General features: G+C 36.7%; 4 protein-coding genes. All 4 read left to right on the top strand.

What is annotated here, in order from left to right; all coding sequences use genetic code 11:
- Positions 1 to 161 precede the first annotated feature (161 nt).
- The 4 genes from IPO86_01750 (at position 162) to IPO86_01735 (ending at position 13,445) form a co-directional block, all read left to right on the top strand.
- A complete protein-coding gene (locus IPO86_01750) occupies positions 162 to 4,772 on the top strand; it encodes an HYR domain-containing protein (GenBank protein ID MBK9726820.1) in 4,611 nt (1,536 codons plus the stop codon).
- 789 nt (positions 4,773 to 5,561) lie between these two features.
- Positions 5,562 to 9,581, top strand: a complete 4,020-nt coding sequence (locus tag IPO86_01745; GenBank protein ID MBK9726819.1) for a M36 family metallopeptidase — start codon at positions 5,562 to 5,564, stop codon at positions 9,579 to 9,581.
- Between the two features lie 644 nt (positions 9,582 to 10,225).
- The gene (locus IPO86_01740; protein MBK9726818.1) at positions 10,226 to 10,741 is read left to right on the top strand and encodes a hypothetical protein; all 516 of its coding nucleotides are present in this window, start codon (positions 10,226 to 10,228) and stop codon (positions 10,739 to 10,741) included.
- Between the two features lie 19 nt (positions 10,742 to 10,760).
- Entirely contained in the window at positions 10,761 to 13,445 is a 2,685-nt protein-coding gene (locus IPO86_01735) for a T9SS type A sorting domain-containing protein (protein ID MBK9726817.1), read from the top strand.
- Positions 13,446 to 14,016 lie beyond the last annotated feature (571 nt).

Raw genomic sequence — 14,016 nt, 5'->3', positions numbered from 1 at the left:
TTGATAAAATTTAATATGAATTTAATATTGATCAATTCAATTTGGGTGATTTTGAGCTAGATTTGACGTTTCAAACACTATGCTCAGTTTATTTTATATGATAGTTGAGGCTTAAAAGTTTGCATACCTTAATTTGTAATTATTTTTAAAAACACATCAAAATGAAAAACATCCTGTTATTCCTCTTTTTTGTCCTGATTTTCACAAATTTGCAAGCACAGTATTCAGAAAGCTTTGGAACTGCTGACAAAGGATATAAAATTAATTGCAGCAATGACTTTGGAGGTATGATATGGACCTTGACCTCATGGAATACCGCAGGTACTTGTCAGACCGCAGATCTTCGAGATCCTACAGATTATTTCAATACCACTGCCGCAGGGAAGCTGGAGTGCATTGACTTAGATGAAGAAGTTTGTTGGGAAAGTCCACTCATTAATACAGCTGCAGCTAATCCTGTGAGTCTAAAAATGGATCTCAGTTGGGTAGGATTTGATGTTGATATTGCTGCCGGGGGTTGTTTTGGTGATTATATAAAAGTATTTTATAGTGTGAATGGAGGCGCTTATACGTTGGTTCCCAATGTAAAAGGTGGTAATCCATGTGCAACGGTTGCTTATCCATTTTCCGGACCTCCGGGTCCATTTAATGACAATGTTATGATTAATCATGTTGGAATCACTGGTGGTGGTACTTTAAGAATAAAAGTATGTGTTTTAACCAACGCCAATGCCGAACTCGTGACCATTGATAACGTGGAAGTACCCGAGGCAGGTGTTACCCTTAATTGTACTCAGCCAGTACTCAATACAACAGTAAAGAATATCGTTTGTAATGGACCTAATTCAGGTTCTATTGACTTAAGCGTAAGTGGTGGAACTCCTGGCTACACATATGATTGGAGTAACGATGGAGCAGAAATGCCAGACAACGATCCACAGGATTTAAGTGGACTTGCTATTGGAACCTATACAGTCACAGTTACAGACGCAGCGAGTTGCTCTCAAACTGCAGCTGCTTCCATCATAAGCGCTCCGATTACACAATCAGCGATTATTTATCCTGCTTCTTGTGGCTTGGCAAATGGGGCAATCGATTTAACTCCGAGTGGCGGAAATCAACCATATTCCTATACCTGGACCGGAGGCGCTAATACACAAGATATCAGTAGCAAATTAGCTGGAACTTATACTGTAACCGTAACAGATGCATCTAGTCCAGCTTGTACTTCTACCGCAACGTATGTAATTGGGACAAGTGCTGATGGTCCTTATTCAGAAACATTTAGCATTATTAATAAAGGATATTTAACGAACCAAATAAATAATTTTTTTGGAGTAAATTGGACGATGTCTCCCTGGACTTTAGATGAGCCGGTAACCGGTATAGGCCGGGATAATGGGGATTCCTTTTCTACAACGGCAAGTGGAAAATTAGAAACAAGTGACACCGATCAGGAAATTTGTTGGATTAGTCCTGAATTAAATATATCAAGTTCAGGTACTGTTCAGTTTTCAGTTGATATAGCTTGGAATGGAATCGATGATGAAGATTATATTTCTGTGCAATACAGCATTAATGGAGGTTCTTTTGTAGTAATTCCTAACGTGTTTGGAGGAGGTGTTGGAACAATACAATATGCATTTCCATCTGTGGATCAAATAAGTTCAACCACAGTCACTAAAACAGGTATTACAGGAAATAAATTGCAGATAAGAGTTTGTATTCTAACAAATTCACAAGCAGATATTGTGACCATTGATAATGTAAATGTACCTCAAACAATATCCTATTGTTTTGCATTTCCTCCGGTAATTACCTGTCCGACTAATAAAGTTGCAAACAATGAGCTTAACCAATGTTATGCTGCTCAAAGTTTTGTTGCAACAGCAACGGGAACGGATCCTATAGTATTTACCTATAGTCAAGCATCAGGGTCTAATTTTAATGTTGGTGTGACTACAGTAACTGCAACTGCAACAAATATTGCCGGTATGGATGATTGTATGTTTACAGTTACCATTAATGATACTCAACTTCCAATTATAAGTTGTCCGGGAAATTTAAATTTTAATAATGGCACAGATACCTGCGGGAAGAAAATAAATTTTGTAACTCCTATAGGAACCGATAATTGTGGAGGTGCAACTAACATTCAAACTACAGGTTTAGCAAGTGGATCTGTATTTCCAGTAGGTACAACAACAAATACATTTAAAGTTACAGATGCAAGTAATAATACTGCAACTTGCAGTTTTACGATCACCATTAATGATACACAACTTCCAATTATAAGTTGTCCTGGAAATTTAAATTTTAATAATGGCACGGATACCTGCGGGAAGAAAATAAATTTTGTAACTCCGACCGGAACTGACAATTGTGCGGGTGCAACTAACATTCAAACTTCAGGATTAGCAAGTGGATCTGTATTTCCAGTAGGTACAACAACAAATACGTTTAAAGTTACAGATGCAAATAGCAATACTGCAACATGCAGTTTTACAATCACCATTAATGATACTCAAAATCCAATTATAAGTTGTCCTGGAAATTTAAATTTTAATAATGGCACAGATACCTGTGGGAAGAAAATAAATTTTGTAACTCCGACCGGAACCGACAATTGTGCGGGTGCAACAAACATTCAAACTACAGGTTTAGCAAGTGGATCTGTATTTCCAGTAGGTACAACAACAAATACATTTAAAGTTACAGATGCAAACAGCAATACTGCAAGCTGTAGTTTTACAATCACGATTAATGATACCCAAAATCCAGTAATCAGTTGTCCAGGAAATTTAAATTTTAATAATGGCACAGATACCTGTGGGAAGAAAATAAATTTTGTAACTCCGACCGGAACCGACAATTGTGCGGGTGCAACTAACCTTCAAACAGCAGGATTAGCAAGTGGATCTGTATTTCCAGTAGGTACAACAACAAATACATTTAAAGTTACAGATGCAAATAGCAATACTGCAAGTTGTAGTTTTACAATCACGATTAATGATACCCAAAATCCAGTAATCAGTTGTCCAGGAAATTTAAATTTTAGTAATGGAACAGATAGTTGCGCCAAGAAATTAAATTTTCTTGCGCCAATAGGAACCGATAATTGTGCAGGTGTAACTACAAGTCAAACTTCAGGATTAGCAAGTGGATCTGTATTTCCAATTGGTACAACAACAAATACATTTAAAGTTACAGATGCAAGTAATAATACTGCAACTTGTAGTTTTACAATTACCATTAATGATACACAAATTCCAACAATTGTTTGTCCTGCGAATATTGTTACAAACAACGGATTGGATTCTTGTGGGAAGAAATTAAACTATATTGCTCCGATTGGAACCGATAATTGCGGAAGTGCTACCACAATGCAAATTGCGGGTTTAGTAAGCGGATCCGTTTTTCCAATTGGTGTGAATACGATTTCGTATAAAGCTACAGATGCAAATGGTAACACAAATTCTTGTTCATTTACGATTACAATAAACGAGGTTGACAAGCCAACCATTTCATGTACAAATGCAAGTGCAACGGCAACCGTAGGACAATGTTCAGCAATCGTTTGTTATGCAAGTCCTGTAATGTCAGATAATTGTTTACCAAGTACACCCGTTGGTTATACTTATAAAGCAAGTTTTGGAAATAGTAGGTATTATCAATCAAATGGCCTAACTAATTTTTCAACTGCTTTTAATAATGCGAAAACTGCAGGTGCTCATTTAGCGGTTATTTCTTCAGCTGCTGAGAATGCTGCAATTGCATCAAGCGGTGCAGGATTTAGTTGGATTGGCGGGAATGATTTTGTAACAAATGGTGTTTGGAAATGGGATAATTGTGAAGCTTATGCATATAGTAATTTTTGTGTCGGTGAACCGAATGGAGGGACTAGTGAAAATCACTTGGAATTTCAAACTGGAGGCTGCTGGAACGATTTAAATACTTCGGCTCTTCGCTATTCAATTATTGAAATTGAAGGAGCAAAATTGACTCAAACCGCAGGCCTCGCACAGAATGCTTCATTTCCTGTCGGACAAACTATAAATATATTTGAAGCGACAGATGCATCTGGAAACACCGCAAGCTGTTCCATGACAGTGACTGTTTTTGCAAATAGCTGTAAATATCCAATTCAGGTTTATCATAGAGATACAACTACAAATTCAGCAAAAATTAAGTGGAAAGCACAAACGGGAACCTGCTCCACAGGTGGTCTTTATGAATTGCGAATTCGATGGGAAATATCTCCTGGAGTTTGGTCTACTTGGAGTGCTTGGGCAAATAAAACAGGTCCATCTTTAGAACATAATTTTACAGGATTAGATGCAGATCGTTTCTTTCACTATCAAATTAGAACCATTTGTGGAACCAGTACTTCAACTGCAGTAAACGGATGGTTTCATACATTGCCCGGAGGGTCTTTAAGAAAGGAAATCACAGATTTAAAAGAAGAAAATGGACAATTTGAAAACCATCAAACTGAATTAAATGGAGTAGAAATCATGCCATTAAAGTTGCAATTTGTACCAAATCCTTCAAATGATTTTACAGAATTGTATATTCAAGGTTTTGAAAAAGTCAAAAAAGAAGTAATGATGTTTGATTTGAATGGAAAGTTAGTATTCAGAGTAATAGTATCTGCAAATCAAAATAATCTAGGCCTGGATTTCGAAAAATTAAAAGTCCATTCAGGAATTTATTTGATCCGCGTATCCGATGGAACAAAACAAAAAACGGAACAGTTGATGATAGAAAAATAGGATCATTAGATATAAAAAAATAAACTGCGAATTAAATATTTGTAAGGAATAGTGGGTTGAATTGAATTTTACAAATAAGTAGAAAAGAAAAAAATTGGAGTTATAAATGAGCTCCAATTTTTTTTTTGCAATAAAATCAAACGTATTAATTTATAAACTTTGAAACCTATGATCTTCTTCTCAGGGTTTTAGTTCATTAAGCTTTCTTACCCTAATTTCGAAAGTAGTTTTACCCTAAGCTCTGTCAAATTTTCTTTCATCTATTTTTGGCAACATGGGTTCTTGCACAATGATAATGATGCGTGCATTGATAGCTTGAAACGATCCATTTATACTGGGTCATTTTAAAATAAAACCGGAGGGCTTGTAAATACTATTTGAAATACTGTGATAGCAAAAAGCTACGCCTAAAATGAAGTTATTATTAATATTGGCCAACATTTCAATAGCCTCACTACCATTTGGCAGTTTTACCAAATAGTAATGTAAACATTCAGCAATTGTTTTTAAGCAATTGAAAAGGGATTTAAGATTGATCGGCTCTTGAAAGTTTAAACAGTAAACAAAGTTCCAAAGTATATAGGAAAATATCAAAAATAGTTCATATATAACAGAATACATATATATGTAAAAAATATATATGATAAAATTTTTTCCTTCTTACCAATTGGTTTAGTTTTACGGATCCTCAAATCAACCGATCTGGTAATAGAATTCTTATATGTATAAATAAGGCTCTATAATCAAGCTGTGTAAGTCTATTAATTTCAATTAACTAATAAATTATTTATGAATTGTAAAGCTACCTTTAAGCATCTGGTAAAGATGTTTCATTCGAATTACTGGCATGGTCGGAATGTTTACTGCATTTTGATATTGCTATTATTTTCCTTGAATTTTATTCATGCTCAGACCAAAGTGGATATTGCGCGTAAATTTTTATCAGAGAAAGCAACTGAATTAAAGCTTACACCAAAGGATATTTCCGAAGCTACCATTTTACGACAAACTTATTTTAAGAAAGCAGATTTAACAAATGTGTATTTTCAGCAAAATTACCTTGGAATACCAATTTATAATGCCGTATTAAGCGTACACATTAAAGGAAATCAAGTGGTAAGCTGGGCGAATCGTTTTTGTGAAAGGGCAGAATCTAAAGTGGGAAGTTCAGTACCGGTTTTAAATCAAGGGAATGCTGTGACAAAAGTAGCCCAACATCATGGTTACCCAATTGTTGGAACCCTTAAAATGATGGAAAACAAAGGGGGTGCTGCGAAAGAAGTAGTTTATGATAAAGGTACACTTTCATTAGAAAACATACCCGTAAGACTTATATGGCAGCCTATGGAAGATGGTAGCATTCATTTATCCTGGGAAGTAAACATTTATGAACGCAATGCTCAGAATAATTGGATTACCAGAATAGATGCAATCACGGGTGCAATTCTAAATAAAAACAATTTAGTATTACATTGCAATTTTGATGCTCCGTGTAAAGGGGTTGAGACACATAAAAGTCATATTGGGCATAAACAAGAGGCTACTCATTCAGCAGCTTTTATGGCTGCTCCTTTGAGCCAATACCGAGTATATAAGGAGCCTATTGAAAGTCCGAATCATGGTGGCAGAACCTTAGTTTCTGATCCGAATGATTTAGTGGCTTCTCCTTTCGGATGGCATGATACCAATGGTGCTGCCGGTCCAGAATATACAATTACGAGAGGAAATAATGTCCATGCATATACAGATGTAAATGCAGATAATGTTCCGGATGCTGGTTCTGAACCAGATGGTGGTGCAGGTTTAGTATTTGATTTTCCTGTGGACTTAAGTCAACAACCCAATACCTATGTACCAGCTGCTGTGACTAATTTATTTTATTGGAATAGTTATATCCATGATTTTGCCTACAAATATGGTTTTGATGAGGCAAATGGAAATTTCCAGGTAAATAATTATGGACGCGGTGGAATCGGTAATGATGATGTAAGAGCTGAAGCTCAAGATGGTGGAGGTAGTAATAATGCAAATTTTTTTACACCTGTAGATGGACAAAGACCAAGAATGCAAATGTTTTTATGGACAACAGCTTCACCTTTAAAAGATGGAGATTTTGATAATGGTGTTATTGCACATGAATATGCACATGGTATTTCAAATCGCTTTACTGGTGTCGGTTGTTTAGGTAACGCTGAACAAATGGGTGAAGGTTGGAGTGATTATTATGGTTTAATGACTACCTGGACTGGATCCGCAAGTGATCGGGGCATTGGAACCTATGTATTAAATCAGCCAACGAATGGTACTGGAATTCGTCCTACAAAATATTCTACAAACATGGGTGTTAACCCGTCTACTTATAATACGATTAAGACTTCAGCAATACCTCATGGTGTAGGTTATGTTTGGTGTACCATGTTATGGGAATTAGTAAATGGATTAGTAGTTGCTCACGGATCAACTACTGGATTTGATGAAGCTATGAATTTAGTGAACCTTGGAATGGCTATACAACCCTGTAATCCTGGTTTCGTAGATGGAAGAAATGCAATCCTAGCTGCTGATGACGCCTTATATGGTGGTATGAATAAATGTATCATTTGGAAAGCTTTTGCAAAAAGAGGCTTGGGCGTAAGTGCAATTCAGGGAAGCAGTAATAGCGTTGCCGATGGCACAGAAGCATTTGATTTACCAGCTTGTTGTACCGAAGTGACACCACCTATTATTGTTTGTCGTGATGTAACGATTATGTATGGAGGTTCTTCCATTACCTTATTGCCGAAAGCACCAACTCCAAAAGAATTAGCTCCTCAAACGAAAAGCATTGCACCGGGAGTATGTCCTAATCCAGCAACCGCAGGCCCAATGTGTAATTGTCCTGCAGGTTCTGTAGCTGTGGGTTATGAATCTGATTATGGAAATGGTTATGGAGGAAATGTAAATAGCAGATTCAGATTGCATTGTCGCGCAGTAAATCCAGATGGAAGTTTTGGTGCAGCTACCAGCGTAACTTGTTATAATGGGACTGCTACTGGAACCTCTAATATTACAGTCATGGCAAATCCAGGGGAAGCATTAGTAGGCTTCCGGAATTATATTGGTTGTGCAGTAGATGGCTTGATCGGTAGATCGAAAACCCTTGCTTCCATACTTGCTTTAAGTCCAAACTCTACAAATACTGTTATGCCTATTGCTGGTGGTGTTGGTGGATCACTTCAAGCTGAGCAATTAGCACCAAACGGACAAGTGATCGTTGGTATGCAAACTTATATTGATGCTGGAAATAATATTTCTGCAGGTTACGCATGGAAATATGCTATCCTTGATGAAGTCATGAGAGGCATTACTACATCAAGTGATAATTGTGACTCTGTATTTGTTAGCTTATCTAAATCTACATTCAGCTGTTCAGAAATTGGAAATACGCTGGTAACAGCTACTGCAACTGACTTAAATGGAAATACAGCTTCTTGCACATTTAATGTTTCTGTAGACGGTCCGCCTTCTATAGGTGTTTGTGCTGCCAATCCAAGTATTTATAATGCATTAGGCAGAACTTCTGTATTTAGTTCGATCAATCTTGCGGGTACTGGTACAAGCAATGCTACTGTAAAACCGGGTGCAGCAGTAAGTTTAACTTTCAATAGAAATACGACACGAAACGCTGATTGTGGTGGTTGTTGTGGATGTATAACACAGCATTATTTAGGTATGAATGATGGTGTGGGCACCGTGTTTTCTAGTTGTTTGTTTAGTACAACAGGAAACTCATCAGCAAGTCATGTCATAAACTTTACAGCACCTTCAACACCGGGAATTTATTATATAAATCCTGTTGCTAGTTGGTGGTTTTCTTGTAATCAGTTTGGCGTACCAACTTACTCCAGAGCGGCAGCGCAAGCAATTGCAGTGTTAGTTGTAGGTTGTGGACAAACAGATTGTCAGGATATTACAGTAACTGCAGCTCCAAATGTTTGTAATGTTATTGTAAGTTATCCAAGTTATTGTCCGTCTGATGAAACAGCAGGTTCTACTATTGCTCAAACGGCAGGATTAGCATCCGGTGTTTCATATCCAGTTGGTAAAACGATGAATACATTTAAAGCAACCGATGCATCCGGTAAAATGACGACCTGTACTTTTAGTATTAATGTACTTGCGTCAACATGTAAATATCCAATACAAGTTTATCACCGGGATACAACTACATCCACTGCTAAAATAAAATGGAAAGCGCAGTCGGGTACTTGTGCTACAGGAGGACTTTATGAATTGAGAAATCGATATGAATTATCTCCTGGAGTTTGGTCACCTTGGACAGCATGGGTAAATAAAAACACAGCCATTCTCGAACATAATTTTACAGGTTTAGGTGCTGGTAGATTTTATCATTACCAAATTCATACAATTTGTGGCCCTGGTCAAACATCTTCAGATATCAATGGTTGGTTCCATACCTTGCCTTTACCATTGCGAAAAGAGAATACGGATATAGCAGATGAAAATGGACGTTTTGAAGAAGCTCAACCAGAAGTTGATGGTTTAGAAAAACTTCCAATAAAATTACAACTTGCACCAAATCCTGCATTTGATTTTACAGAATTGTATATTCAGGGATTTGAAAAAACGAGCAAGGAAGTGATGATGTTTGATCTTAATGGAAGATTGGTTTTCCGGGTGCGCATAAGTGCTAATCAAAATAATTTAGGATTAGATTTAGAGCGATTAAAAGTTTATAACGGATTGTATTTAATTCGCGTTTCAGATGGTAATAATCAAAAAACGGAGCAGTTAATTATAGAAAGATAGAACGGAATAAAGCGTTTTAAAAACGTATATTATTCTTAAAATATTTAAGAACAATTAATAAAAAAATGGGGCTGTAAATGGCCCCATTTTTTTATATAAGAATCTTAAAAGCAATAAATTAATATCATTGTTAGTATTCCAATTTTAAGCTTTTTGGATTGATATGATAAGTCCATATATTAAGAAACTCCAGCCAGATACGGTGATTTCAAAATTCGTCCAATCTAATAATTAAGCTTGTCAGAATCTAGCTTGAAAGGCTTGCTTTTATTGAAAATCATTTGAAATTATTGGAAGCATTGCAAAATGGACGTCCTATTTCAGTCCAAGTGGTAATATCATTATAGTTATCAGATTATCAATGTTTTAAGTTTATAATTTTATTATATCAATTTAATTTGAATACATTCTTAGAAATGACTACTTTTGAAAATATTATGTTAAAGCTTGTTTAAGTTTTTTTATGAGCAATCTTTAATTAATACGCTTACAAATAGATTCTTATAAATTGGATTCCCAAATTCCTGACGAATGCATAGTATGATCAAATTTTTGATCTAAATGATTAAACTACAATACATTAAATTGTCATAATTTTTTATATTTATCAAGCTTTTAATTCAAAAAACTCAAAATTTTATTCAATGAAAAACGTAATTTCAGACCAGCGGCTTGCAAAACAACTGGTCAAAATTCTCCCTGTAAAGAACCGCAATCAAAAATCTGGCGGTTCCTGGTTGGTAACCAACAGAATTCCAGCTATCAAATCAGCACTTTTGCTGCTTGTATTTTCAATGGTAGCCTTTATCAATCAACAATCATTTGCACAAACACAGCCTTCAGGCAATGGCACAACCATTAAGGACTGGCAAAAAATTTATGATAGCAATCTGGAATTGGTTGTTTCATACAGTGTTGCAAAATGCAACAATGTCAACCAAATAAGTTTGAAAATTTTAAATAAGAAAACAATAAGCCGAAGTGCAAAATTTAAATTAGATGTAATCGATATAAAAAGTGGACTCCGTTTTTCTAAAGAGCTGAATGTGGCTTTATTAAAATCACAAGAGCTCAAAGGCGATTGCTCAGCGGGTGCCTTAAAAATTGTGTTACCAACAAATTATGATGCGGCGAATTTATATGTCGTAGCTACTTTCTAATTTTTTAAAAAATAAAATAATGAAAAAATTACTTCAAATATTTATATTAATAGTTGCATCTGTTTCATTACAGTTTAGCTTCGCTGCCCCTGTTGCCCCTCCTGGAAATACGATTCGGGTAGTAGCTACTGGTGGACTTTTAGCAGGACAGACACTTTTTGGCGTTATTGTAGATCCGGTAACAGCGAATGTTTTTGTTGCAGGAGTTTCAGGTTTTACTGGAAATAATTTTAATTTGTATAAAATTACACCTGCCGGAGTCGTTACGTTTATTGCAAATTACCCTTTTGGTTATTTTCAAGCAGTAAAAATGGCTTGGGGTCCAGATGGTAAGATTTACACGCATAATAGTAATACAAATACAGTTTATAGTATTGATCCTACAACCGGAACTTCTAGCCTTTTTTCAAGTGGTATTGTTTTAGGTTCTCCACGTCATAGTTTAAATTTTGATGCCGCGGGTAGGCTGATCATTGGATATGAATCGATGTTTGATTTTATTTGGGTTACTGCCGGAGGACCGGTCTATTTGGGTAATGTTACAGCACCTGTTCCTAATGGAAACCATGGAGATGGTTTTGGAATTCTTCCGAATGGTGATTATGTGGTTTATACTGATTGTGGAGGACAAAATAATTATGCAATTAGTACGGCAGGACATGTAAATGGTACTCCTTATCCAAGCTTATCCTGGACAGGTACTACAGATATATTTTCCATAATGACAGGCTGTCAATATTCTTTAGGAACAGTTGATCCTTTAAATGGAGATGTTTATACGACCATTAATAATGGAGGTAGTGGTAATGATAAAATTATTTTAACTGGCGGTAGTGGTGGCGCAAGTACCGTTTTCATTAGTGGTGGATCAGGTATTACGGATATCTATTCTGGAAAAGCATCTTCGGGATCGGGTATCAGTCTTTATTTTGTTGATCGGATTACCAATACGGTTTATGAGGTTGTAAAAGAATGTTCAAGTACTGCTGCAACATTTAATTTTACGAATGGATTACAAACCTGGGTAGTGCCATCTGGAGTAACTAGTGTGGATGTTGAAGTCTGGGGTGCTGAAGGTGCAAACGCATTAGATCGGCTGACTACGAATGCAACCGGCGGTTTAGGAGGATATTCAAAGGGTAAGTTGGCGGTGACACCAGGACAAGTATTAAATATTTATGTTGGTGGTGTTGGAAATACAAATGGTTCAGGTGGTTTCAATGGAGGCGGAAAAGGTGGTAATAGTAATGCTGGAAGTAGTTGTTTTGGTGGACCAGCAGGTGGAGGAGGAGGAGCTTCAGATATTAGACTGGGAGGTACAGCGTTAACGGATCGGGTAATTGTTGGAGCCGGTGGTGGAGGTTCGGGCAGAGATTATTGCAATGGAAGCTGTCAGCCTTGTGGATGCGGCGGCGGCGGCGGCGGAGCCGGAGGATTAAATGGTACAAACGGAGCAGTAGCCTATGATTGTGGGTTTTCTTATAATGGAAGTGGAGTTAATAATGGCAAAGGAGCATCAGGAGCTGCCGGTGGAGTAGGTGGAACCGGTGATGGTGGTGGAAACTCTGGTGCTATGGGTGCTTTAGGTATAGGAGGAATTGGAGCTAATGGAGATTATGATGTTGCAGGCGGCGGCGGCGGCGGTGGTTATTATGGCGGCGGCGGCGGTGGTGGAGCATCCTCTGGATCTGGAGTAGCAGGTGGTGGCGCAGGCGGTGGTTCAAGTTATTTAGGGGGAGTTACAAGTGGTACCACGACTTCTGGTGTTAGACTTGGTAATGGTTTAGTGATTATTTCCTTCCCAGGTAATGCAACGATAAGTTGTCCTTCAAATATAACGATGGCTAAAACGCCAGGTAGCTGTACTAAAATTGTCACATATACAAGTTCATCATCCGGAAATCCAACACCGACCATTACCTATGCATTTAGTGGTGCAACTACCGGTAGTGGAAGTGGTAATGGAAGTGGTTCGGCTTTTTCAGTAGGGACGACTACAGTTAACCTTAAAGCAAATAATGGCTGTAGTGAAGCAACTTGCAGTTTCACTGTAACAATTACAGGATGTCTTTATCCGATTCAAGTATACCATCGGGATACTACAACCAACGCTGCAAAAATTAAATGGAAAGCACAGTCTGGAGCTTGTGCAACTGGAGGATTATACGAGTTGCGCAATAGATATGAATTATCTCCCGGTGTTTGGTCACCATGGACAGCATGGGTATTTAAAACCGGACCAGCATTGGAACATAATTTTACAGGTTTAGGAGCTGGTAGATTTTATCATTATCAAATTCGTACTATATGTGGTAATACCAATTCTACAGAAATCAATGGATGGTTCCACACCTTACCTTTGCCATTGAGAAAAGATAATCCGGATTTAATTGCTGAAAATGGACGTTTCGAATCCCTTCAACCAGATCTTGAGGACTTCGAAAAGTTTCCTTTAAAATTAATCCTAGCTCCAAATCCTGCAAATGATTTTACAGAATTATACATTCAGGGATTTGAGAAATCCAATAAAGAAGTGGCAATGTATGATTTGAATGGAAGATTGGTTTTTAGAGTGCGGGTTACAGCAGATCAGAATAATCTGGGATTGGATTTAAAAACCTTGAAAGTTCATAACGGGGTGTATTTAATCCGGGTATCTGATGGTAAAAATCAAAAAACTGAGCAGTTAATAATAGAAAGGTAGCGCTTTCTGTAATAGTTTAAAATCGTATATTATTCTTAAAATATTTAAGTATAAGTATTAAAAAATGGGGCTGGAAATGGCCCCATTTTTTATTTAAGAAAGGCTAAAATCTTGGATTCTACAATGGCAAAAAATATATCTTTTTAGTTTGGTTTTTTGTAAATTTTATGCTTGAACTTATTGTTTCTCGCTTGAGTAAACCCTTTTTTAATGGTGGTAAATTCTATCTTAATTTCAATCTTGTAAAATGAAGCCAACGGGCAATGTAAATGAAGAATGGATCTCGATTCATGCCTCAATATCAATAATTTTAGAAATCCAATATCCTCGATGAATCTCAACAAAAGCATGCGGCGAACAATTCTAGAATAAACCCACTCCATTTTTATTAAGCGAAAAACAACAAATTACTCCTAAAGACAATTGAAAAAAAACTTGCATATGATATTAAAAATTTCTACATTTGGACAATTATTTTGAAAACCATTTAATTTAGAGATTTTTATATTAAAAAGATGGTTGGTACCAATATATCGATACAATCTGGAAGGATTTCTTGTTTTCCCAAAAA

It is taken from the genome of Saprospiraceae bacterium (assembly GCA_016717265.1).
Lineage (GTDB): Bacteria > Bacteroidota > Bacteroidia > Chitinophagales > Saprospiraceae > Vicinibacter.
Note: the sequence above shows the minus strand (reverse complement) of the source record. Positions and strands in the feature narration are given on the sequence as shown.